Source organism: Pseudomonas sp. PAMC 25886 (assembly GCF_000242655.1).
Lineage (GTDB): Bacteria > Pseudomonadota > Gammaproteobacteria > Pseudomonadales > Pseudomonadaceae > Aquipseudomonas.
This window is the reverse complement of sequence record NZ_AHHC01000039.1, coordinates 60,696-84,354: the sequence shown is the minus strand read 5'-3', so window position 1 is coordinate 84,354 and position 23,659 is coordinate 60,696. Positions and strand designations below refer to the sequence as shown.

Sequence of the window (23,659 nt, the reverse complement as noted above, 5' to 3'; positions counted from 1 at the left end):
TTTTGATCTTGATGTTGCTTTTGCTTCACACCACTCAAGCCGGCCTGTAGGCCGCTGTGCTGTTGATCTGTTTTTGATCTTGATCTTAGGCGCCCCGTTAAACCACGCTGGCCGAACGCAGGTAGTACGGAGCGGGTAAACCGGCAGGACGCCGGTTTAGCCGCGACGGGGCAGGGACGCCCCGTCGCGGCGGCCCGCGGAGTAGTACCGGAGTGAGGGCACACCGAGCATTAGCGAGGTGCCGAGTGGTGGGGCAAGAGCCTTTTGGTTACCTTTGGGCTCCTTTCAAAAGTGACCCGCTGTAAGAGCGGAACCCATATCCGCCGTTACCTGAATAACGGATAAACACACCCACCCGGCTCCACATTTTCAATAAGCGTATGTCAGGCGTGTACGCGAACCCACACACTCACCAACACCGTAGCCGCCATCAACCACGCCACTGCCGCCACCGCCAGCGAAGCCTCCAGCCGCATCCGATCGACCATCACATACAACGTGGCCAGGTACACAAAGTACGGAATGATCGACCACATCCCGAACACGATGGTGGTCTTCAAATCCTCCACCGAACGGCCCTTGCCGACGATGTAATGCGCAATCAGCGCGAACGTCGGAAACAGCGGCACCAAGCCGGCGATGTAATAGTTCCTGGTCTTGGCCAACGCCGCCAGGATCAGCACGACCCCCGCGCCCAATGCGGCCTTCAGCAATAAATCCACAGTGCGCTCCTAGTGGCTCAGCCCGTATTTCTTGACCTTGTCGAACAGCGTGGTCTTGGCCATCCCCAGTTCCTGGCTGGCCTGGGTCAGGTTGCCGCCGCTGCGTTGCAAGGCATCGTTGAGCAGGTTGCGCTCGAAGGCTTCCACCGCTTCGGTGAACGCCAGGCCGTGGTTGCCACTGCTGGTACCGCTCTTTTTGAACGCTGGCAAGCCCAGGGCAAACCGCTCGGCGACGTTGCGCAGTTCACGCACGTTGCCCGGCCAGTCGTGGCTCATGAGGTTGGACAGGGTCTGGTTGTCGAGGTCCGGCGCGGTGCGGTCGAAACGCAGGGACGACTGCTGCAGGAAGTGTTCGAACAATTGCAGGATGTCTTCACGGCGTTCCCGCAGTGGCGGCAGTTCCAGGGTCACCACGTTGAGGCGGTAGTACAGGTCGCTGCGAAACTGGTTGGCGCGGCTCAGGTCGTCGAGGTCGGACTTGGTGGCGGCGATCACCCGGCAATCCACCGCCACGCTCTGGTTCGAGCCCAGGCGCTCCAGGGTGCGTTCCTGCAACACCCGCAGCAGCTTGATCTGCAGGTTCATCGGCATGCTTTCCACTTCGTCGAGGAACAGCGTGCCTTCGTGGGCGTGTTCGATCTTGCCGATGCGGCGTTTGCCGGCGCCGGTAAACGCGTTGGCCTCGTGGCCGAAGATTTCGCTTTCGAACAGGTTTTCCGGCAGGCCGCCGCAGTTCAAGGCGACGAACTGGTGGGAATGCCGGCGGCTGAAATCGTGCAGGCAGCGGGCGACCAGTTCCTTGCCGGTGCCGGTCTCGCCTTCGATCAATACGTTGGCCGAGGTGTCGGCGACGTTGGCGATCAGTTCCCGCAGGTTTTGCATGGCGGGGGAGCGGCCGATGATCCGGCCTTCCAGGGAATCGCGCTCGGCCAGTTGCCGGCGCAGCGACCAGACTTCCCGGGCCAGGCCGCGTTGTTCCAGGGCGCGGCGGGCGACGTCCACCAGGCGCTCGGGGGAGAAGGGTTTCTCCATGAAGTCATAGGCGCCGTTGCGCATCGCGCCCACGGCCATGGAGATGTCGCCGTGGCCGGTGATCAGCACCACCGGCAGGCTTTTATCCAGGGCCTTGAGTCGGGTCAGCAGCTCCAGGCCGTCGATGCCCGGCAGGCGGATATCGCTGATGACGATGCCGGCGAAGTTTTCACCGACCCGGGTCAGGGCCTCTTCGGCGCTGGCCACGCCCACGCTGGGAATGTCTTCCAGGGCCAGGGCTTGCTGGCAGCCGAGCAATACATGGGGGTCGTCTTCGACGATCAGGACGGTCAGGTCGGTGGTTTTTTCTGCGTTCATTTCGACTCGACTTGTTGAGGGTTCACCAGCGGCAAGCTCAGGACAAAGGCAGTACCACCGCTGGCCGGGTGTTCGACAGCGAGGTTGCCGCCGGTGGCGGCCGCGAGGCTGGCCGAGAGTGTCAGGCCCAGGCCCAGGCCTTGTTCGCCGGGTTTGGTGGTAAAGAACGGTTCGAACAAATGCTTGCGGGCCTCGGGATCAATGCCGTGGCCGTTGTCGCGCACCTGCAGGCGGTATTTGCCGTCGACGGTATCGCCTTCCAGCCACAGCTCGGGGGCTGGTTGCGCCTGCATCGCGTCCAGGGCGTTGCCGATCAGGTTGACCAGGATCTGCTCCAGGCGCGTCTGGTCGATCTGCAACTGCGCACTGCTGAAGTGGCGATGCACCGTCAGTGGCAGGGTCTCCAGGCGGCTGCCGAGGATCTGGAGCGTGGCGTCCACCGCCTTGCCCAGGCTGGCTTCGCCCTGGTCATCGCCGCGCCGGGCAAAGGAGCGCAGGCTGGCGGTGATGCGGCCCATGCGATCGATCAGTTCGTTGATGGTCTTGAGGTTGGCACTGGCGGTGTCCAGGGCGCCACGCTCCAGGAAGCGCACGGTGTTGCCTGACAGGGTACGCAACGCGGCCAGCGGCTGGTTCAATTCGTGGGCGATGCTGGTGGACATCTGGCCGATGGCGGCGAGTTTGCCAGCCTGTACCAGTTCGTCCTGGGCCCGGCGCAAGGTTTCCTCGGCCTGGCGCCGCTCGCGAATCTGGCTCTTGAGCCGTTCGTTGCTGGCCCGCAGGTCAGTGGTGCGTTCGGCAATCCGTCGTTCCAGCTGATTGTTGGCTTCCTGCAAGGCTTCCCGGGCGGCGAGGCGGGTGGCGATCACCTTGCGCCGCTCGTTCCAGGCGATCAGCAGGAACGCCACCAGGGCGAAGGCCACGGCCACCAGGATGCCCTGGTTGATGGCGGCCCGGCGCAGGTCATTCAACGGGGTCAGCAGGGTGAAGTTCCAGGGGGTGTCATTCAGCGGGCGGGTCTGGGCCAGGTAGCTCACCTCATGTTCGTCTGCCACCACTTCGCTGTTGGCCGGGAAGGTCAGCTTCTCGGTGCCTTCGTTGAGGCGCTCGCGGGCCAGGGGTTCCAGCTCGTTGAGCGTCGCCCAGTAGTATTGAAGGCTGTGGGCGAGGCGGTCCTTGGTGTCATCGCTCAGGGGGCGCACGGACTTGAGGCGACGGGCCGGGTCGCTGGAGAGAATGATGATGCCGTTCTCGTCACTGACGAAGGCCTCCAGGCGCGCCCGCTGCCAGCGCTCTTCCAGCGCTTCGAGGCGTACCTTGACCACGGCCACGCCGATGATCTTGCCGTGTTCTTCCAGGCCATGGGCCAGGTAATAGCCGGGTTCGCCGTTGGTGCTGCCGATGCCGTAGAACCGGCCGGGCTGGCCGCGCACGGCATTCTGGAAATAGGCACGGAAGGACAGGTCTTCACCCTGGTAACTGTCGGCGTCGCGCCAGTTACTGGTGGCCAGCACACGGCCGGTGGTATCCATCACGTAAATCGCCCGGCTGCGACTGCGCCGGTTCAGGCCTTCGAGGTAGTCGTTGACGGTTTTGCGGGTTTCCTGATTCGGGTCGGCCAACAGCCTGGAGACGCTGGATTCCAGCTCCAGGAGGCTGGGCAGGTAGGTGTATTTGCTGAGTTCGCTCTCGACGGTGCGGGCGTGCAATTCCAGTTGGCGTTCGCCGGTGTCGGTGAGGGTGCGGATCCCATAGAACTCGCTGATCCAGAAGCCGACGTAACCCAGTCCGATCATCAGGGCGATGATCAGCGGCGGCAGGAACAATTGGCGAATCAGACGAGGCTTCACGGCAAGTGATGGCGGCGCGGCGCGAAAGAGGTTGGGGTCGCATTTCATCACAGATGCCTTGGGTCAACCAGAGCTGCCAGCCTTGGCGCAAACCTGCTTGTGTAGGAGCTGGCTTGCCTGCGATAGCTTCACCTCGGTGTAGCGGTTACATCGAGGTGCCTGCATCGCGGGCAAGCCCGGCTCCCACACAAACCCGGTTTTCACTGGGGAGCAGTGGTGCTTTTAGTGCTGCAGGATTTTCTCAAGGAAGTGCTGCGCACGCTCGGAGCGGGCGCTGATGTCGCCGAAGAACTCCTCTTTCGGGCAGTCTTCGATGATCTTGCCGGCGTCCATGAAGATCACCCGGTCGGCTACCTTGCGGGCGAAACCCATTTCGTGGGTCACGCACATCATGGTCATGCCTTCGTGGGCGAGTTGCACCATCACGTCGAGCACTTCGTTGACCATTTCCGGGTCGAGGGCCGAGGTCGGTTCGTCGAACAGCATGACGATCGGGTCCATGGCCAGCGCACGGGCAATCGCCACACGCTGTTGCTGGCCGCCGGAAAGCTGGCCCGGGTGCTTGTGGGCGTGGGCCGACAGACCGACGCGCTCCAGCAGTTGCAGGCCCTTCTTGGTGGCTTCTTCCTTGCTGCGGCCCAACACCTTGATCTGCGCGATGGTCAGGTTTTCGGTGATGGTCAGGTGCGGAAACAGCTCGAAGTGCTGGAACACCATGCCAACGCGCGAGCGCAGTTTCGGCAGGTTGGTCTTCGGGTCGGCGATGGAGGTGCCATCGACGACCACGTCGCCTTTCTGGAACGGCTCCAGGGCGTTGACGCACTTGATCAGGGTGGACTTGCCCGAGCCGGACGGCCCGCACACCACGATCACTTCGCCTTTTTTAACCTCGGTGCTGCAGTCGGTCAGCACCTGGAAGTCGCCATACCACTTGTTGATATTCTTGATAGAGATCATACGGCAAACCTTTTTTGCAGACGCTTGACCAGCAGCGAGGCGGAAAAGCTGATGATGAAGTAGACGACACCGGCGAAGATCAGGAACTCATTGGAGCGGCCAATGATGTCGCCGTTGGAGCGGGCGGAGTTGAGGAAGTCCACCAGGCCCACGGTGTAGACCAGCGAGGTGTCCTGGAACAGGATGATCGACTGTTGCAGCAGCAACGGGGTCATCTTGCGGAACGCCTGGGGCAGGATGATCAGGCGCATGGTCTGGCCGTAGGTCATGCCCATCGCTTGCGCGGCGGCCATCTGGCCCTTGGGGATCGACTGCACGCCGGCCCGCACGATTTCACAGAAGTACGCGGCCTCGAACATCATGAAGGCCACGACGCAGGAGGTGAACGCACCGATCGGGGTGTCTTCGCCGGTGATCCAGCGCAGCACGAACGGCACCGCCAGGTAGAACCAGGTGATCACCAACAGCAGCGGGATCGAACGGAAGTAGTTCACGTAGGCGCCGGCCAGGCGTGACAGCAGTTTGCTGGACGACAGGCGCATCAGCGCGAGGATCGTACCCAGGACGATGCCGCCGACCACGCCCATGACCATCAACTGCAAGGTCATGACCATGCCGTTCCACAGGCCCGGGATGGCGGGGATGATGCCGCTGAAATCGAAGTCCATTATTTACCCCCCACGGAGATCAGGCCGGGCACGGCGACTTTCTTCTCGACCACGCGCATCAGCAGCATCAGGCTCATGTTCAGGGTGAAGTAGATCAGCGTGGCCAGGGTGAAGGCCTCAAACAGGTTGGCCGAGAACTCGGCGGTCTGTTTGGTTTGCGCCAGCAATTCCATCAAGCCGATCAGGGACGCCACGGAGGAGTTCTTGAAGACGTTGAGGAATTCCGAGGTAAGCGGCGGAATGATGATCCGGTAGGCCTGGGGCAGCAGCACGTTCCAGTAGATCTGCGGCAGCTTGAAGCCCATGGCGCGTGCGGCGGATTCCTGGCCACGTGGCAACGCCTGGATGCCGGTGCGCACTTGTTCGCACACACGGGCGGCGGTGAACAGGCCCAGGCACACGACAACGCTCAGGTAGGCCGAGGTGGTCGGGTTGAGGTCTTGTTTGTACCAGTCTTGCAGGTTCTGCGGCAGCAGGTCGGGTATCAGGAAATACCAGATGAACAGCTGAACCAGCAGCGGTACGTTGCGAAACAGTTCCACGTAGCAGGTCGCGATGCCCGATACGATGCGGTTTGGCACGGTGCGCATGACGCCCAGAATGGACCCCAGCAGCAAGGCGATAATCCATGCCACGACGGCGATGGCAATGGTCCAGCCCAAGCCGGCGATGTACCAGTCGAGATAAGTCTCGCTGCCCACGCCGGTGGACTTGAAGAACACGCCCCAGTCCCAGTTGTAATTCATTAGGGTCTCCCCTCGAGATCGATCGATGTACAAGCACCCGCTTGGGGAAGATCCTTTCCCGCCCGACGGTGAACGCCAGGCACACGCGATCGGCTCGAAAACCGCCAGGTCGAGTGTTCCAAAATAAAAGCCAGCAGGTAGTAACAGACGCCTGAGGGAACGTTGGCTCCCTCAGGACATAAGCTTAGTCAGGTATCAGATTTTTACGTCAGGCGCTGGCTTGTCGCTCGGAGTGGCGATCAGGTCCTTCACCTTGTCGCTCATCGGGAAGTTCAGGTTCAGGCCTTTAGGTGGAATCGGGCTTTCAAACCACTTGCTGTAGATCTTGTTGATCTCGCCGGATTTGTACAGGCCGACGATCGCGTCATCCACGGCTTTCTTGAAGGCCGGGTCGTCTTTACGAACCATGCAGGCGTAGGCCTCGAAGGACTGTGGAGTACCGGTGATTACCCAGTCATCCGGCTTCTTGGCCTTGGCTTCTTCACCGGCCAGCAGGGCGTCGTCCATCATGAAGGCAACGGCGCGGCCGCTTTCCAGCATCTGGAAGGATTCGCCGTGGTCCTTGGCGGAGATGACGTTCATGCCCATCTGCTTGTCAGCGTTCATCGCCTTGATGATGCGCTCGGACGTGGTGCCTGCGGTGGTCACGACGTTCTTGCCTTTCAGGTCAGCGAAATCGCTGTAGGACGGCTTGCCATCCTTGTCTTTCTTGACCAGGAGGCGGGTGCCGATTTCGAAGATGTTGACGGTGAAGTCGACTTGTTGGGCGCGTTCGGCGTTGTTGGTGGTGGAGCCGCACTCGATGTCCGCGGTGCCGTTCTGGATCAACGGGATACGGGTTTGCGAGGTGACCAGGTTGTACTTGGTCTTCAGGTCGGGTTTGTTCAGGTCTTTTTTCAGGGCTTCAACGATAGCCAGCTGAATGTCGTGGGAGTAGCCCACGGGTTTGCCCGAACCATCCGCGATGTAGGAAAACGGAATGGAGCTGTCGCGGTGAGCGAGAGTGATGGTGCCGGAGTCGTTGATTTTCTTCAGCGTGCCGGTGAGCTCGGCGGCGAAAACTGGAGTGCTGATCAGAGCAGCAGCGATAGCTGCGCCCAAAATATGGGGAACGATACGCATCAATACTTCCTCGACATTTGTTTTTTTTATGAGACCGGTTGGACGGCCACGTTTTTATATAAACAGTACTGCGAAAGCCTGAGACGGCTCCTGAGGCGCCTCAGGCAATCGCCTACGAGTGTAGAGCATGAGTCGTGCCAGACCAGGAATAAAAGGTTAACTGTATGATTTATATGGCGATTAAGTTTATGTGACGAGTTTTTTAGGCGGGTGAGGTCCGGCAAACCGAATAGGCGGGGGTATGGCGTTCGGAAAACCGAATGGCGGAGCAAGCCGGTATCGCCCATGAAAAAGCCCCGGGAGTGTGGGGCCCGAGGCTTTTTCGATAGGGCGCTGTCAGAACGTGTAGTCGGCCGACACCACCGCTGCACGGCCATCGCCAGGCACCGCCCAGCCGTTGTTACGGATGCGGGTCAGGTACTCCTTGTCGAACAGGTTGTTGATGTTCAACTGCAGGTTCAACTGTTTGTTGACCTTGTAGCCGAGCATCGCACGTTGCACCGCGTAGCCAGGCGCAGTCGGTGCGCCAGCGGCGCTGACCAGGTACTGCTTGCTCTGCGCGGTGATGCCGTAGCCCACCTGGAAGTCGTAGGGCAGGTCGTACACCGTCCAGAGACTGGCCGCATGCTTGGGCGTGAACGGCAGCGGCTCGCCTTTCTGCGCGTCGAAACCGGTGGTCGCCAGGGTGTAGTCGCTGGCACTGCGCAATACGCGGGTGTCGAGGTAGGTGTAGTTGGCGAACACCTTCCAGCGGTCGGTTATCGCGCCGCTCAGGCCCAGTGCGACGCCATCTGCACGCGCTTTGCCGTCCAGGGATTGAGTGCCGCTCAGGTTGGTTGGGTCGTTATCGGCGACTTTGTAGTTGGTGCGGTCATTGCGGAAGATCGCGCCGGTGACCGACAAGGCATTGTCGAAGAAGTCCCACTTGGTGCCGATCTCATAGCTGACGGCGGTTTCCGGGGCGACGTTGCAGTTGTTGGTGGCGATGCTTGAGCTTTTGGCCGGGGTGTAGCACCCACCATTGACGCTGGCTTGTGACGGCGTCTTGCTGTTGCCGTAGGCGATATAGACGCTGCCGTTTTCCGCCGGTTTGTAGACCAGCGCCAGGCGGTAGGACGTCAGGTCATCCGCTTGGCCATAGCGGGTGCCGGGCGTCTCCACACCGGTGCTGGAGTAAGCATTGGTCACCGAACTGCCCGCGTTGTGCTCGTAACGCAAGCCGCCGTTGATTTCCCATTGCGGGCTGAGCTTGAGCGTGTCGAAGGCATAGGCGGCGCGGTTGTTCAGCGCGCCATCGACGTGGGCCGCCCGGGTGAAGTTGACCGGGCCGGTCCATTCGGAATTCGGATCGCTGTAGCTGACCGGTGGCGGGACTATCGTGCTGCCGTTGGCGTTGGTCAGCCACTTTCCGGTATCCGCCTCGTATTCCTCGCGGCTGATGGCAATCCCGGTCACCAGCGTATGGTCGATAAACCCGGTGCTGAAGTGGCTGGTGACGTCGGTCTGGTTGGTGAACATCTTGTTCTGGGTGTTGCGCTCGTTACCCAGTGAGCCGCCGCTTGGCTGGAAATAGCCCGGTTGCAGGCCCGCGGCGCAAGGCGCGCCCGTGATCTGGGTGCCGCTGGCCAGGCAGCCGGCCTGTGCACCTTCGGGGCCGGAGGCGCGCAGGTCCTGGCGAACCCGCTCGACACGGGTGAAGTTGCGCACCGACACGGCGTCGTTGAAGTCGTGTTCGAGCTTCAGGCTGAACGAATCCGAGGTGATCTGCTGGTCATTGATGTTGTGGTAGCCGTAGAAATCGCTCCAGCCCACGCCCGGCATGGGTTTGCCGTTGTAGATGGGGATGCCGTATTGCGGTGTGTTGTCGTCTTTCTGATGCTCGTAGCTGACGGTCACGCGCGTCGGTGTGCCCAGGCCAAATGCGATGGAGGGTGCAATGCCCCAGCGTGAGTAATCTTCATAATCGCGGCCTGGCACATCGTTACCATGGGCCATCAGGTTCAGGCGGAACGCGGTGGTGTCGTTGAGCGTCTGGTTGGTGTCCAGGGTGGTGCGCTTGTAGTTATCGGTGCCGATGCCGGCACTGATGGTGGTTTTGTCGCGTAATTCTGGCTGCTTGCTCACCAGGTTGATCGTGCCGCCGACCGCACCGGAACCGGAATACACCGAACTGGCGCCGCTGACGACTTCGACCTGTTCCAGGTTGAACGGGTCGGTGCGGCTGTACTGCGCGCTGTCGCGCACGCCGTCCACGTAGATGTCGCCGCTGGCGGAAAACCCGCGCAGGTTGATGCTGTCGCCATACCCGCTGCCACCTTCGCCGGCACCGAAGGTGATGCCGGGCACGGTGCTGAGCACGTCGCGCAGGGTCAGCAGGTTCTGGTCATGAATGACTTCCTTGGGTACCACCGTAATGGTCTGCGGTGTGTCGCGCAGCGCCTCGGTGTACTTGGGGGAAGACGGAGCCACAGGGTTGTAGACGCTCTGGCTCGGGGCCTGGCCTTCGATGCTGGTCGCGCCGAGCTGAATGACGCCTGTGTTGTCCTCTGGTGCGGGCTCCGCCGCGTAACTGAATCCTCCCTGCGCAGCCACTGCCAAGCCCACTGCCGACGCGAGCATATGCCGCGATGAAAGGGGGGCAGAACTGATCCCGGTAGCCATTGAGTAGTCTCTTGTTGGTGTTAGTGAGATGCGATCGTAATTGATAAGCGATCTCAAATGTAATACTTTGTAACCAAATAATTCATGAAACTTTTGCGGTCCTTGATCGCCACACGGGGCAGTCATGCAAAGTGCGCAGCCAGGCAGCGAGCCGTCAGATATCGGTGATAACCCGCGTGCCTATGTGCGGTGGGTGATGCATGCCGCTCAACTGGGTGATGCCGACGCACAGGCGACCCTGGCCCAGCTGCTGCTTGACGGTCGCGGCGTGCAGAAGGATGAGGCGCTGGCGCTGAGCTGGTTTCGCATCGCTGCACGGCAGCGCCACCCCATGGCGATCAACATGATCGGGCGCTGCCTGGAGAATGGCTGGGGCTGCACAGTCGACCTGGAAGACAGCGCGTTGCATTACCGCAAGGCTGCCGACCTGGGACTGGATTGGGGCATGTACAACTACGGGCAATTGCTGACACGCGGTCGGGGCGTGGAGCGAGACCTTGTAGCGGCCTATGAGCTGTTCGTTCGGGCTGCGGCCAAGGGGCACGCCAAGTCGATGAACCTGTTGGGAAGGTTTCACCACGAGGGCGTTGTGGTGCCCAAGGATGTTCAACTGGCGAGGCAGTGGTACCGGCGCTCGGCCGAGGCCGGGGATTTCCGTGGGCAATACAACCACGCCTCGGAGCTGGCCGAAGACGGAGACGAGGCGCAGGCCTGCCTATGGCTGGAGCGGGCGCTCACAACAGCTACGCCGGGCTTTCTGCAGGCGGCGTATCCGGTGTTGGTGGGCTCTGCCCTCGCCGGGATTCGTGAAATGGGCCTGCGCTATCAGCGCCATCTGCAGGCATGAAAAAGCCCCTGGACCTTTCGGTGCAGGGGCTTTTTTACGGCGGGCTGATCAGGCGGCTTCGATCTTGCCGCGATTGTGCTCAACCTTGGACAGGTAACGCTGCACGTTTTCCTGTTCTTCCGGCGTGGTGAACAAGCCCAGCTTGCTGCGGCGCCACAGGATGTCCTGGGGCTGCGTGGCCCATTCTTCGGCGCACAGGTAATCGACTTCGCGGGTGTACAGGCCGCCACCGAGGTGGTCGCCCATGTCGGCCAGCGATTGCACGCCTTCCAGCAGGCGCCAGGTGCGGCTGCCATAAGTGGTGGACCAGCGACGGGCAATCTCGCTCGGCACCCAGTCGTATTTGCCGCGGATTGCATCGGCCAGGGCTTCTGGCGTGCTCATGTTTTCGCCGCCGGGCAGGGTGGCCGTGGCAGTCCAGCTTGGGCGCATCTGCGTGAAGTACGGCGCCAGTTGTGCCATCGCCGATTCGGCCAACTTGCGGTAAGTGGTCAGCTTGCCGCCGAACACCGACAGCAATGGCGCCTCGCCCGAGGTGCCCGACAGCGCCAGGGTGTAGTCGCGGGTCACGGCCGACGGGTTGTCGGATTCGTCGTTGCACAGCGGGCGCACGCCGGAATAGGTGTGCACGATGTCATCGCGGCTCAGCTGTTTCTTGAAGTGCGCGTTGACCACGTTGAGCATGTAGTCGGTTTCACCTTCGGTAATCGCCACTTTCGCCGGGTCGCCGGTGTATTCGCGGTCGGTGGTGCCGATGATGGTCAGGTGATTCAGGTACGGAATGGTGAAGACGATGCGCTGGTCTTCGTTCTGCAGGATGTGCGCGTGGGCGCCTTCATATAGCTTCGGCACGATCAGGTGGCTGCCCTGGATCAGGCGGATGCCGTAGGGCGAGTCCAGCTTCAAGTCATCCTTGATGAACTTGGCCACCCATGGGCCGGCGGCGTTTACCAGCGCGCGGGCACGGATCGAAAACAGGCTGCCATCGGCGCGCTCCATGTTCATTTCCCACAGGCCTTTACTGCGGTGTGCGCTGACGCAACGGGTCTGGGTGTGGATATGCGCACCCTTTTCCCGCGCGGCCATGGCGTTGAGTACTACAAGGCGGGCGTCGTCGACCCAGCAGTCGGAGTATTCGAAGCCTTTGGTGATTTCGCTTTTCAACGGACTGTCGGGGCCGAACTTGAGGCTCTTGGAGCCTTCGAGTTTTTCGCGCTTGCCCAGGTGGTCATAGAGGAACAGGCCGGCGCGAATCATCCACGCCGGGCGCAGGTGCGGGCGGTGCGGCAATACAAAACGCATTTGCTTGACGATGTGCGGGGCCTTGGCCAACAGCACTTCACGTTCAGCCAGGGCTTCGCGCACCAGGCGGAACTCGTAATGTTCCAGGTAGCGCAGGCCGCCGTGGATCAGCTTGCTGCTGGCGGAGGAAGTGTGGCTGGCCAGGTCGTCCTTTTCGCAAAGGAATACCGACAAACCGCGCCCGGCTGCGTCTGCTGCGATGCCGACGCCATTGATCCCGCCACCGATAACGGCGACGTCATAGACTTCAGCAAGCGGTGGGGCAGGCAAGGTAGAAGGGTTCATCGGCTGGCCTCGCAATCTTTTTCGTATTGGAATTCGAACATAAATGTTCATTTGCGAAAATGGTAGCTCATAAACGCGGGCACAGCCAGTCCGCTTCGATTGAAAATACTGATCGAAGGGCGAATAAAGGAAAATTTGTGAACATCAGGGGGCAGGGCACCCCCTGTTTGGGCTTACACCACTTCCAGCCGAATCTTGTGCTGATTCAACAGTTGCACCAGCGCCGGAACCGGCTGCTGATCGGTGACTAAACAATCAATCAAACTGATCGGTCCCAAGCGAATCATGGCGTTGCGCCCGAATTTGCTGGAGTCCGCGGCCAGGATCACCTTGCGCGCATTGGCAATGATCGCCTGGGAAACCCGAACTTCCTGATAATCGAAGTCCAAAAGGCTGCCGTCTTCATCAATACCGCTGATGCCTACCAGGGCGAAATCGACCTTGAACTGGTTGATAAAGTCGACGCTGGCCTGGCCCACCACGCCGCCGTCACGGCGCACGTTGCCGCCGGTCAGGAGTACGTCGAAGTCGTCTTTGGCACTCAGCATCATGGCGACGTTGAGGTTATTGGTGATGATTTTCAGGTGGCTGTGGTTAAGCAGCGCACGAGCGATCGATTCGGTGGTGGTACCGATGTTGATAAACAGCGAGGCGTGATCGGGGATTTGCGCGGCAATCGCTTCGCCGATGCGCTGTTTCTCGTCGCGCATCTGGTCGGCACGCATGGCGTACGCGGTGTTTTCAACGCTGGAGTCATAGGCTGCGCCGCCGTGGTAGCGGCGCAACAGATTGGCTTCCGCCAGTTGATTGATATCGCGGCGGATGGTTTGCGGGGTGACAACAAAGAGCTGCGCCATTTCCTCGATACTCACATAGCCGCGTTCGCGGACCAGTTCGAGGATTTGTTGCTGGCGGGGAGGCAGATTCATGGTGCGTCCTTTGGGCTGCCGTAAAAAGTGGCCCATGATGACGCAGGAATCTGCTCCCTGCCAGTTGCAACCCTATGTGGGTCCGGCGCTTGGCTTATTCAGCGCCTTCGTGGGGTTCCCAGTCGCGGGTGCGGCTGACCGCTTTTTGCCAGCCGGCGTAGAGTTTTTCCTTCGCCGCTTCTTCCAGTTGCGGTTCGAATTGACGCTCGATCACCGCCTTGCCGCGCAGTTCGTCCAGGCTGCCCCAGAAGCCGCACGCCAGGCCGGCCAGGTAGGCGGCGCCCAATGCTGTGGTTTCGCGCATTTGCGGGCGTTCAACCTGGGTGCCGAGGATGTCGGCCTGGAATTGCATCAGGAAGTTGTTGGCGACCGCGCCACCGTCTACCCGCAGGGATTTGAGGCGTTCGCCGGAATCCTGCTGCATGGCGTCGAGTACGTCGCGGGTCTGGTAGGCAATCGACTCCAGGGCAGCACGAATGATGTGGTCCACGCGTACGCCACGGGTCAGGCCGAACAGCGCGCCACGGGCATACGGGTCCCAGTAAGGAGCACCCAGGCCGGTGAAGGCGGGGACCAGGTACACGCCGTTGCTGTCCTTGACCTTGCCGGCGAAGTATTCGGTGTCGGTGGCGTCGGCGATGATCTTCAGCTCGTCACGCAGCCACTGCACGGTGGAACCGCCGTTGAACACGGCGCCTTCCAGGGCGTAGGCCACTTCGCCTCGGGGGCCGCAAGCGATGGTGGTGAGCATGCCGTGCTTGGATTTCACGGCCTTGTCGCCGGTGTTCATCAGCAGGAAGCAGCCGGTGCCGTAGGTGTTTTTCGCCTGGCCCGGCTCCACGCACATTTGGCCGAACAGCGCCGCCTGCTGGTCACCGGCGATACCGCCGATGGCGATGCCGCTTTTGGTGCGGCCGTAGATTTCCGAGGAGGACTTCACTTCCGGCAGCATTTCGCGCGGCACGTCGAGAATCTCCAGCATCTTCGCATCCCACTCCAGGGTGTGGATGTTGAAGAGCATGGTGCGCGAGGCGTTGGTGTAGTCGGTGACGTGGGTTTTGCCGCCGGTAAATTTCCAGATCAGCCAGCTGTCGATGGTGCCGAACAGCAGCTCGCCGTTACGCGCACGTTCGCGGCTGCCTTCGACGTTGTCGAGGATCCACTTGAGCTTGGTGCCGGAGAAGTACGGGTCGGTGACCAGGCCGGTGGTGTCATTGATGTATTGCTCGTGGCCGTCGCGCTTGAGCTGCTGGCAGATCTCGGTGCTGCGGCGGCATTGCCAGACGATCGCGTTGTAGATCGGGCGGCCGGTGATTTTGTCCCAGACTACGGTGGTTTCACGCTGGTTGGTGATGCCGATGGCCGCGACCTGGTCATGGTGCAGGCCGGCTTGTGCCAGGGCCTCGACCATCACCGCGCTCTGGGTGGCGAAAATTTCCATCGGGTCATGTTCGACCCAGCCGGCTTGCGGGTAATGCTGGGTGAATTCACGCTGGGCGGTGCAGACCACGTTGGCGTCACGATCGAAGATGATCGCCCGGGAACTGGTAGTGCCCTGATCGAGGGCAATGATGTAGTTCTTATTCTGAATGTCGGTCATGTCGATTGCCTTGGACGGAGAATAGGGAAGTCAGTAAACAGCCTGGGCCGCAAAAGGGCAGTACGGCCCAGGCTATCGCATCAGGAAGTACGGGTTTTGCCGGTGGCAGCCGCTTCGGTTGCATCCGTTGTAGCAGGTGCGGCGCTGGGCAGGTGACGGGCAATCAACCCGCGATACGCTGCTGCACCGAGGCAGGCACCGACAATCGGTGCAAAGATCGGAATCAGGAAATAAGGAATGTCGCGCCCGCCGGTGAAGGCCATTTCACCCCAACCGGCGAAAAAGGTCATCAGCTTGGGACCGAAGTCACGCGCCGGGTTCATCGCAAAGCCGGTCAGCGGGCCCATGGCGCTGCCGATCACGGCGATCAGCAAACCAATCAGCAGTGGCGCCAACGGGCCACGGGGCAGGCCGTTGTTGTCGTCGGTCAGGGCCATGATCACGCCCATCAGGATCGCGGTGATGACCATTTCCACCAGGAAGGCCTGGGCCGTGCCCAGCAATGGGTGGGGATAGGTGGAGAACACCGACGCCAGTTCCAGGCTGGCCTGGGTGCCGCGAATCATGTGGTGGGTTTGTTCGTAATCGAAAAACAGGTTGCTGTAGAGCGTGTAAACCAACGCGGCCGAGCAGAAGGCGCCGGCGACTTGGGCGATGATGTAGAAGGGCAGTTTGCGCTTGTCGAAATCGGCAAAAATGCACAGGGCGATACTGACGGCCGGATTGAGGTGAGCTCCGGAAATACCGGCGCTCAGGTAGATCGCCATGCTGACGCCGATCCCCCAGATGATACTGATTTCCCACAACCCAAAGCTGGCACCCGCGACCTTGAGCGCAGCAACACATCCGGTACCGAAGAAGATCAGTAACGCAGTGCCGAGGAATTCGGCCATGCATTGACTTGAAAGTGAAGGCTGTTGAAGAGCAGTTGTCATGGAAAACCTCTGTTTTTGTTGTTGTCTGGCGTTTTGCCTCAACGGGCAATCGGCGATTTTCACCGTGGCGAGGATCCCCATCCTGTTCACGGCTTACTGCTGTGAATCCGTAGGTCTATTCCTACAGTATTCGTAAACGAAAAAATATAGACAAGAATGACGGCTGTCAAAGGTCGAAAGTGAACGATCAGTCATTTTGTAATTATTGGTGTGGTGAATGATCGTGCCGTGGGCGACGGGAGACGCTGGCGGGGACCGCGCGGGGGCGTGGCAGAGGGCTTCGGACTAGAGCCTTTTGCCGCGTGTTGGCCTAGAATTGGCCGTCTGTTTTTTCACCTTTTTGCCAAGCCTGGAGCACGCATGACGCCCGCATTGGACCTGTTGAAAAAAGTTCGCGCCGAACATCGAATCCACAGTTACGAACATGACCCCAAGGCAGCGTCCTATGGCCTGGAGGCCGCGGAAAAATTGGGGCTTGATCCTGCGCAAGTGTTCAAGACCCTGCTGGCCAGCAGTGAAAAGGCTGAGCTGCTGGTGGCGGTTGTGCCGGTCGTCGGAAGTTTGGATTTAAAAGCGTTGGCGCAGGCGGCCGGGGTGAAAAAGGTCGAGATGGCGGACCCTGCGGCGGCGCAACGGGCGACCGGTTATTTGCTCGGCGGCATCAGCCCGTTGGGGCAGAAGAAGCGCTTGCGCACCTTTGTCGATGTGACAGCGCAGTCGTTTCCGACGATTTTTATCAGTGCGGGGAGAAGGGGGCTCGAAGTGGAGTTGGCAGCAGCGGTGCTGGCCGAACACACCCAGGCCAAGTTCGCGGAAATTGGCCGGGCGTGATGCGTTGACGTCAGGAGGCGGTGCTGTAGCGGCGAACGCCTGACTCAACCTGCGGGATTTGTGCTGCGGTGCTGCCCGAGGCCTGGAACAACACCAGGTGCTCGGCGGCCACGCGAATGCCCACATCGGCACCGACCGAGTGATCGGCGTGGCTGGGAAAGATCGACTCCAGCTGTGCGCCTGTCGGCAGCTGCAAGCGATACAGGGTCGACGCACCGAGGAACGTCTTGCCGACAATCCGCGCTTTCAAGGCGCTGTCCGGCGCATAAACGATATCGTCCGGTCGCAGCAATACATCCACGGCGCCGCCTGTAGGCCAGGTGTAGGCACGGTTGCCGCGCAATTCGCCCAGTTCCGTGGTGACCGATTCCGGCGTGTTCAATTGCCCGCGAATAAAGTAACCCTGGCCAATAAAGCTGGCGACAAAGGGCGTCAGCGGTTCGTGGTAGAGGTTGTAGGGCGTGTCCCACTGCTCCAGGCGGCCTTCCTTGAACACGCCGACATGGTCACTCACCGCGAAGGCTTCTTCCTGATCATGGGTCACCAGAATCGCACTGGTGCCCCGCGCCTTGAGGATGTCGCGCACTTCATGGCTGAGCTTGCGCCGCAGTTCGCCGTCGAGGTTGGAGAAGGGTTCGTCCAGCAGCAACAGTTGTGGCTCCGGCGCCAGGGCGCGGGCCAGGGCGACGCGCTGTTGCTGGCCGCCGGAGAGTTCGTGGGGGAAACGTTTGCCCAGGTTCTTCAGGTTCACCAGTTCCAGCAGTTCGGCGACCACACGCTCTTTTTGCGGGTGTTTGCGAATGCCGAAGGCGATGTTGTCGGCCACGCTGAGATGTGGAAACAGCGCGTAGTCCTGGAACACCATGCCGATGCGACGTTTCTCCGGGGCCAGTGTGAAACCGGCGCTGGAAATGACTTCGCCCGCCAGGCTGATCTCGCCTTCGTGCACCGGCTCAAACCCGGCAATCGCTCGCAGGGTGGTGGTCTTGCCGCAGCCCGAGGAGCCCAGCAGGCAACCGATGTCGCCAGCGTTGAGGTGCAGGTTGAGGTTCTGCACCACCCGTTGATCCTGATAACCGCATGCCAGATTGCGTAGGTTCAGCAGTAATGGCTGGCTCATGCAGGGCGGTACGCCGGCGCAACCAGGAATTCGAGCAAGGCCTTCTGTGCGTGCAGGCGGTTTTCTGCCTGGGCCCAGGCCACCGAGCGCTGGTCATCCAGCAGGTCGAGGCTGATTTCTTCGCCGCGGTGGGCGGGCAGGCAGTGCATGAACAGCACGTCCGGCGCGGCCAGGTCGAGCAGGGCGCGGGTCACCTGGAACGGGGCGAACAGCTTGAGGCGCTTGGCGGTTTCTTCTTCCTGGCCCATGGACGTCCAGACGTCGGTGCTCACCAGGTGCGCGCCGATGACCGCCTCACGCGGGTCGCGGACGATGGTCACGCGGTCGCCGGCCTGGGCCAGGAAGCGCGCATCCGGCTCGTAGCCTTCAGGGCAGGCGACGCGCAATTGGAAGTCGAACTGGATCGCCGCTTCTATATAGCTGTTGCACATGTTGTTGCCGTCACCGATCCAGGCCACGGTCTTGCCCTGGATCGAGCCGCGCTGTTCGAGGAAGGTTTGCATGTCGGCCAGCAACTGGCACGGGTGCAGGTCATCGGACAGGCCGTTGATCACAGGCACGCGGGAGTTGGCGGCAAATTCGGTCAGGGTGCTGTGGGCGAAGGTACGGATCATCACCGCATCCAGCATGCTCGACATCACAATCGCGCAGTCGCTGATCGGCTCGCCGCGACCCAGTTGGGTATCGCGAGGCGACAGGAAGATAGCCTGGCCGCCGAGCTGGATCATGCCGGCTTCGAAGGACACACGGGTGCGGGTCGACGACTTCTCGAAAATCATCCCGAGCACGCGGTTTTTCAAAGGCTCGAACAGTACGCCGCGGTTACGCAGGTCTTTAAGCTCAATGCCTCGACGGAGCACGCTGACCAGCTCTTCGGGCGTGCAATCCATCAGGGAGAGAAAGTGCCTTGCGCTCATCATTAACTACCTTTTTGCAACAGACCGCAGATACTCAAAGCCTTGTTTATTTTGAAAACGGGCGAGACCTGCGGCGAAAGCCGCACGGGGCGACGAAATAGGGGAAGGCGCGATCTTATAATTAAATGTCGCGTCTTACCAATAGGGCTACAGTTTTTAGGGGAGTTCAAGGACGCGGGGAGGGCGCTTTTGAAGCCTGTTTCCTGACAGCAGCGGGTCATTTGTACACTGGCGTTACTTCATATTGCAATGCGCGAGGGCGGGCGCAGGCCAGGGTACGTCGGTTTCAGCGGGCTGCCGGAGGGCGTTGAAACATTTCCTGATGTTTCTTCATGCCCTGGCCTGATGCCGCTGGATTCACACGACGAACGTTGCTGGCGCTGCTGCCTGGGGCGGGCCATAGTTTTTGTCCGAAGCGTTCAGCCCACAATAAAGAGACTGGCCATGACCAAGACTCTCCACCACCGTGCCTGCCATCTGTGCGAAGCCATCTGCGGCCTGACACTGGAAACCACCCAGGGCGAAGACGGGAGCCTGGCGATCACCTCGATCAAGGGCGACCCCCTGGACACGTTCAGTCGTGGTCATATCTGCCCCAAGGCCGTGGCCCTGCAGGACATCCAGAACGACCCGGATCGCCTGCACCAGCCCATGTTGCGGGTGGGCAGTGAATGGCAGCCGATCCCGTGGGACGACGCCTTTGCGCTCGTAGCCGAGCGCCTCGCGGGCATCCAGGCACGCCATGGGCAAAATGCGGTGGCGGTGTACCAGGGCAATCCGAGCGTGCACAACTATGGCCTGATGACCCACAGCAATTACTTCCTCGGCCAGCTCAAGACCCGCAATCGTTTTTCCGCCACCTCCGTGGACCAGTTGCCCCATCACCTCACCAGTCACCTGATGTACGGCCACGGCCTGTTGCTGCCGATCCCGGACATCGACCATACCGATTTCATGCTGATCCTCGGCGGCAACCCGCTGGCGTCCAACGGCAGCATCATGACCGTACCGGACGTGGAGAAACGCCTGAAGGCGATCCAGGCCCGGGGCGGCAAAGTGGTGGTGATTGATCCGCGCCGCAGCGAGACGGCAGCGATGGCCGACCAGCATCTGTTTGTGCGCCCGGGTGGCGATGCGGCGCTGTTGTTCGGCTTGCTCAATACGCTGTTCGCCGAGAACTTGACCCGTGACAGTCACCTACCGGTCGACGGCCTGGATGAAGTGCGCCAGGCCGTGGCCGGGTTCACCGCCGAGGCCATGAGCCGCCAATGCGCGGTGCCTGCCGAGCAGATCCGCCAGTTGGCGCGGGACTTCGCTGCGGCTGACAAGGCGGTGTGTTATGGCCGCATGGGTGTGTCGACCCAGGCCTTCGGCACGCTGTGCCATTGGCTGGTGCAGTTGATCAACCTGGTCACCGGCAACCTGGACCGCGTGGGCGGCGCTGTGTGCACTACGCCGGCAGTCGACCTGGTAGCCTCCACCTCCGGCGGGCATTTCAATCGCTGGCAGAGCCGGGTTTCCGGGCGGCCGGAGTACGGTGGCGAGTTGCCGGTGTCGGCGCTGGCTGAAGAAATGCTCACCGAGGGTGAAGGACAGATCCGCGCCCTGGTGACGGTGGCGGGGAACCCGGTGCTGTCCACGCCCAACGGCCGGCAACTGGAGCAGGCGCTGGATGGGCTGGAGTTCATGGTCAGTGTCGACCTGTACATCAATGAAACCACGCGCTATGCCGACCTGATCCTGCCGTCCACCTCGGCGTTGGAAAACGATCACTACGACACCACGTTCAACATGTTCGCAGTGCGCAATGTCACCCGCTTCAACCGCGCCATCCTGCCAAAACCCGAGGGTGCATTGCATGACTGGGAAATCTTCGTCGGCCTGGCCCAGGCGTTTGCCGCGAAAACCGGTAATGCACTCAAGCCCACCATGCCGCCCGCGCAGATGATCGACTTCGGGCTGCGGGCCGGGCCTTATGGCGATACGTTGTCCATTGCCGCGCTGGCGGATCATCCTCACGGCCTGGACCTCGGGCCGCTGAAGCCGAACCTGGCGGGCCGCATGAAAACCACCAATGGCCATCTGCAGGCGGCGCCGCCGGTGATCCTCGCCGACCTTGCGCGTTTTGCCGCACAGCCGGTGCCCGAGGTGAATGAGTTGCTGCTGATTGGCCGTCGCCATGTGCGCAGCAACAACTCCTGGATGCATAACTACCACCGACTGGTGAAGGGCAAGCCCCGTCACCAGTTGCTGATGCACCCCGACGACCTGGCCCACCGTCAGCTTATTGATGGGCAGCGAGTGCGCGTGAGTTCGCGCATCGGCATGATCGAAGTGGAGGTGCTGGCCAGCCTGGACATGATGCCCGGCGTGGTCAGCCTGCCTCACGGTTGGGGCCACGGCCGTCCGGGCGTGCAGATGACCATCGCCAGCGGGCAGCCGGGGGCGAGCGCAAACGATCTGACGGACGAGCGGCAATTGGATGAGCTGTCGGGTAACGCGGCGTTGAATGGTGTTCCGGTGCAGGTGGCGGCGGCGTAAGGATTGTCTGTCGGGGAGTCCGAGCGTCACGCTGGGGTTTGCGTTACAATGCGCCACCGTGCCGACCCATGAGTCGGAAAGTTCCAGCCGAGGTGTTCCATGGATATCATCGAAACGATCAAAGAGCAGATTGCCAACAACACTATTCTGCTTTACATGAAAGGCGCACCTAACGCGCCTCAGTGTGGCTTCTCCGCAAAGGCTTCCCAGGCAATCATGCAATGTGGCGAGAAATTCGCCTACGTGGATATCCTGCAGAACCCGGAAATCCGTGCCAACCTGCCGAAGTACGCCAACTGGCCAACCTTCCCGCAGCTGTGGGTGGCCGGTGAGCTGGTCGGCGGTAGCGACATCATCACCGAAATGGCGGCTGATGGTTCGTTGCAGGCACTGATCAAAGACGCAGCAGCCAAGGCTGCGGCGAAGACCGAAGCCTGATTTTTCCAGGCTGCGGCAATAAAAAGCCCCGCTTCTCGAAAGAGAGCGGGGCTTTTTAGTGGCCGGGAACTAAGGGTTATTCACCCATCTGCGATTGCAGGTAATTCTCGATAGTCACTTTGTCGATCAGGCCGATTTGGGTTTCCAGCCAGTCGATGTGTTCTTCCTGGTCTTCAAGGATATCTTCCAGCAACTCGCGGCTGCCGAAGTCGCCCTTGGTTTCGCAATGAGCGATGGCGGCCTTGAGGTCGGTGTGGCTCTTGCGCTCGAAGTTCAGGTCGCAGTTGATCATTTCCTGGGTGTGCTCGCCGATGTTCAGCTTGCCCAGGTCCTGCACGTTCGGCAGGCCTTCCAGAAACAGGATGCGCTTGATCAGCGCGTCAGCGTCCTTCATGGCCTTGATGGATTCTTTGTATTCACGCTTGCCCAGCTTTTCCAGGCCCCAATCGTCATACATGCGTGCATGCAGGAAGTACTGATTGATCGCGACCAGTTCATTGGCAAGGATTTTGTTGAGTTGCTGGATGACTGTAATGTCGCCTTTCATGATTGGGGTCCTGCCCTGTATTAGCTGTATATAAGGCGGAGTTTGAGCGGCGTATTGACTACTGTCAAACCTAAGTTATTGAATAATAAATGAAAATTAATCGGAATAAGAATGTTTGTGTTCCGCGTCTTGGCGCTAACTGTTTGAATTTCGGGCATAAAAAAACCGGACACTAAGTCCGGTTCTTTAAAACACGCCAATTATGCGTGTGTAAATTCTGCTGAGTAGGGGATCGCAGCCTGGGCAGTTTGCAGCTGCGTCAGGGTTTCCCGTACCACTTGCTTGGCGAGGCAGGCACATTTGCCGCATTGGCTGGCCACGCCGGTGGTTTCACGTACTTCCTTGTAGCTGCAGCAACCTTCATAGATCGCTTCGCGGATTTGTCCGTCGGTGACGCCAGTGCAGAGGCAGACATACATAAGGGAGAACCATCGCGGTTTAAGGCTTAAGTGCGACGGATCTTAATGTTAACGAGAATGATTGTCAAAGTAGTTTCACAAGGCTTGCTGTTTGCAAGCGGGCTCACTGACGAACGGCTTTTTTCCGGTATGATGGTCGGTCTTCACGAAGCGTGATCGCGTCACAGGCCTGTCGTTTAGCTGCGGCACACTGGGGCGGATCCTTTTACTTCAGTCACCACCATCAGGAGATACCCAATGAGCGTACTCGTCGGCAAACAAGCCCCGGATTTCGACGTACCCGCCGTCCTCGGCAATGGCGAAATCGTAGACAGCTTCAAACTGTCTGAAGCCATCAAAGGCAAATACGGCCTGGTGTTCTTCTACCCGCTGGACTTCACCTTCGTCTGCCCTTCGGAGCTGATCGCTCTGGATCACCGCATGGACGATTTCAAGGCGCGCAACGTTGAAGTGGTAGCCGTTTCCATCGACTCCCATTTCACCCACAACGCCTGGCGCAACACTGCCATCAATGATGGCGGTATCGGCAAAGTCAAATACACCATGGCTGCCGACATGAAGCACGACATCGCCAAGGCTTACGACGTTGAGTCCGAAGGCGGCGTGGCTTTCCGTGGCGCATTCCTGATCGACGACAAGGGCGTTGTCCGCTCGCAGATCATCAACGACCTGCCGCTGGGCCGTAACATGGAAGAGCTGATCCGTCTGGTCGACGCTCTGCAATTCCACGAAGAGCACGGCGAAGTTTGCCCTGCCAACTGGAAAAAAGGCGACAAAGGCATGAACGCTTCGCCAGAAGGCGTTGCGGCTTACCTGACCGAGAACGCCGGCAAGCTGTAAGTCGGATTCGCGGGACAAAAAAACCGGCCTGA

The 23,659-nt window shown here is 60.5% G+C and carries 21 protein-coding genes; 5 read left to right on the top strand and 16 right to left on the bottom strand.

The features are described 5' to 3' along the window. Window positions 1-383: 383 nt before the first annotated feature. The 8 genes from MUM_RS0112775 to MUM_RS0112740 form a co-directional block, all read right to left on the bottom strand. Complete coding sequence (locus MUM_RS0112775) at window positions 384-713, bottom strand: GlpM family protein (protein ID WP_177324997.1); 330 nt, start codon at window positions 711-713, stop codon at window positions 384-386. 18 nt (window positions 714-731) lie between these two features. Further along, window positions 732-2,072 carry a sigma-54-dependent transcriptional regulator gene (locus tag MUM_RS0112770; protein ID WP_010170188.1) on the bottom strand — a complete coding sequence of 447 codons (1,341 nt, stop codon included), beginning with the start codon at window positions 2,070-2,072 and terminating at the stop codon, window positions 732-734. Further along, complete coding sequence (locus MUM_RS0112765; protein WP_010170185.1) at window positions 2,069-3,970, bottom strand: sensor histidine kinase; 1,902 nt, start codon at window positions 3,968-3,970, stop codon at window positions 2,069-2,071. The genes MUM_RS0112770 and MUM_RS0112765 overlap by 4 nt, the downstream gene beginning before the upstream one ends. Before the next feature lie 174 nt (window positions 3,971-4,144). After that, entirely contained in the window at window positions 4,145-4,879 is a 735-nt protein-coding gene (locus tag MUM_RS0112760) for an amino acid ABC transporter ATP-binding protein (RefSeq protein ID WP_010170183.1), read from the bottom strand. After that, on the bottom strand, window positions 4,876-5,547 hold the full coding sequence (locus MUM_RS0112755; protein ID WP_010170181.1) for an amino acid ABC transporter permease: 672 nt from the start codon (window positions 5,545-5,547) through the stop codon (window positions 4,876-4,878). The genes MUM_RS0112760 and MUM_RS0112755 overlap by 4 nt, the downstream gene beginning before the upstream one ends. Continuing rightward, window positions 5,547-6,293, bottom strand: a complete 747-nt coding sequence (locus MUM_RS0112750; RefSeq protein ID WP_003208731.1) for an amino acid ABC transporter permease — start codon at window positions 6,291-6,293, stop codon at window positions 5,547-5,549. The genes MUM_RS0112755 and MUM_RS0112750 overlap by 1 nt, the downstream gene beginning before the upstream one ends. A 195-nt stretch (window positions 6,294-6,488) precedes the next feature. Further along, on the bottom strand, window positions 6,489-7,415 hold the full coding sequence (locus MUM_RS0112745; RefSeq protein WP_010170177.1) for a glutamate/aspartate ABC transporter substrate-binding protein: 927 nt from the start codon (window positions 7,413-7,415) through the stop codon (window positions 6,489-6,491). A 336-nt stretch (window positions 7,416-7,751) separates the two neighbouring features. Continuing rightward, window positions 7,752-10,076 carry a TonB-dependent receptor gene (locus tag MUM_RS0112740; RefSeq protein ID WP_029615868.1) on the bottom strand — a complete coding sequence of 775 codons (2,325 nt, stop codon included), beginning with the start codon at window positions 10,074-10,076 and terminating at the stop codon, window positions 7,752-7,754. 124 nt (window positions 10,077-10,200) lie between these two features. Here MUM_RS0112740 and MUM_RS0112735 point away from each other — a divergent pair, with 124 nt between their 5' ends. Next, window positions 10,201-10,923, top strand: a complete 723-nt coding sequence (locus MUM_RS0112735) for a tetratricopeptide repeat protein (RefSeq protein WP_010170173.1) — start codon at window positions 10,201-10,203, stop codon at window positions 10,921-10,923. 48 nt (window positions 10,924-10,971) lie between these two features. On the opposite strand, the gene glpD is transcribed toward MUM_RS0112735, so the two are convergent. From glpD to MUM_RS0112715, 4 genes are all read right to left on the bottom strand, one after another. Next, complete coding sequence (gene glpD / locus MUM_RS0112730) at window positions 10,972-12,510, bottom strand: glycerol-3-phosphate dehydrogenase (RefSeq protein ID WP_010170171.1); 1,539 nt, start codon at window positions 12,508-12,510, stop codon at window positions 10,972-10,974. 173 nt (window positions 12,511-12,683) lie between these two features. Continuing rightward, window positions 12,684-13,439 (bottom strand): DeoR/GlpR family transcriptional regulator, encoded by a 756-nt coding sequence (locus MUM_RS0112725; RefSeq protein WP_003208723.1) that lies wholly within the window; start codon window positions 13,437-13,439, stop codon window positions 12,684-12,686. 94 nt (window positions 13,440-13,533) lie between these two features. Continuing rightward, the gene (gene glpK / locus MUM_RS0112720) at window positions 13,534-15,039 is read right to left on the bottom strand and encodes a glycerol kinase GlpK (protein ID WP_003208721.1); all 1,506 of its coding nucleotides are present in this window, start codon (window positions 15,037-15,039) and stop codon (window positions 13,534-13,536) included. Between the two features lie 80 nt (window positions 15,040-15,119). Next, entirely contained in the window at window positions 15,120-15,974 is an 855-nt protein-coding gene (locus MUM_RS0112715) for an MIP/aquaporin family protein (RefSeq protein ID WP_010170168.1), read from the bottom strand. Window positions 15,975-16,334: 360 nt separating this feature from the next. Here MUM_RS0112715 and ybaK point away from each other — a divergent pair, with 360 nt between their 5' ends. After that, window positions 16,335-16,805, top strand: coding sequence for a Cys-tRNA(Pro) deacylase (gene ybaK / locus MUM_RS0112710; protein ID WP_010170166.1), 471 nt, complete (start codon window positions 16,335-16,337; stop codon window positions 16,803-16,805). A 10-nt stretch (window positions 16,806-16,815) separates the two neighbouring features. On the opposite strand, the gene MUM_RS0112705 is transcribed toward ybaK, so the two are convergent. After that, window positions 16,816-17,925 (bottom strand): ABC transporter ATP-binding protein, encoded by a 1,110-nt coding sequence (locus tag MUM_RS0112705; protein ID WP_010170164.1) that lies wholly within the window; start codon window positions 17,923-17,925, stop codon window positions 16,816-16,818. Then, window positions 17,922-18,842, bottom strand: a complete 921-nt coding sequence (gene argF / locus MUM_RS0112700) for an ornithine carbamoyltransferase (RefSeq protein ID WP_010170162.1) — start codon at window positions 18,840-18,842, stop codon at window positions 17,922-17,924. Before argF ends, MUM_RS0112705 begins: the two co-directional genes overlap by 4 nt. A gap of 444 nt (window positions 18,843-19,286) precedes the next feature. On the opposite strand from argF, the gene MUM_RS0112695 reads away from it, so the two are divergent. Both MUM_RS0112695 and grxD read left to right on the top strand, forming a co-directional pair. Continuing rightward, the gene (locus MUM_RS0112695) at window positions 19,287-21,383 is read left to right on the top strand and encodes a molybdopterin oxidoreductase family protein (RefSeq protein ID WP_010170160.1); all 2,097 of its coding nucleotides are present in this window, start codon (window positions 19,287-19,289) and stop codon (window positions 21,381-21,383) included. Between the two features lie 99 nt (window positions 21,384-21,482). Continuing rightward, window positions 21,483-21,821 (top strand): Grx4 family monothiol glutaredoxin, encoded by a 339-nt coding sequence (grxD, locus tag MUM_RS0112690; RefSeq protein WP_003208710.1) that lies wholly within the window; start codon window positions 21,483-21,485, stop codon window positions 21,819-21,821. 76 nt (window positions 21,822-21,897) lie between these two features. Here grxD and bfr read toward each other — a convergent pair whose 3' ends face one another. Next, window positions 21,898-22,368, bottom strand: coding sequence for a bacterioferritin (bfr, locus tag MUM_RS0112685; protein ID WP_010170157.1), 471 nt, complete (start codon window positions 22,366-22,368; stop codon window positions 21,898-21,900). 200 nt (window positions 22,369-22,568) lie between these two features. Beyond that, the gene (locus MUM_RS0112680) at window positions 22,569-22,787 is read right to left on the bottom strand and encodes a bacterioferritin-associated ferredoxin (RefSeq protein WP_003208706.1); all 219 of its coding nucleotides are present in this window, start codon (window positions 22,785-22,787) and stop codon (window positions 22,569-22,571) included. Window positions 22,788-23,024: 237 nt separating this feature from the next. Here MUM_RS0112680 and MUM_RS0112675 point away from each other — a divergent pair, with 237 nt between their 5' ends. Then, the gene (locus tag MUM_RS0112675) at window positions 23,025-23,627 is read left to right on the top strand and encodes a peroxiredoxin (protein ID WP_003172097.1); all 603 of its coding nucleotides are present in this window, start codon (window positions 23,025-23,027) and stop codon (window positions 23,625-23,627) included. Window positions 23,628-23,659: the final 32 nt, after the last annotated feature.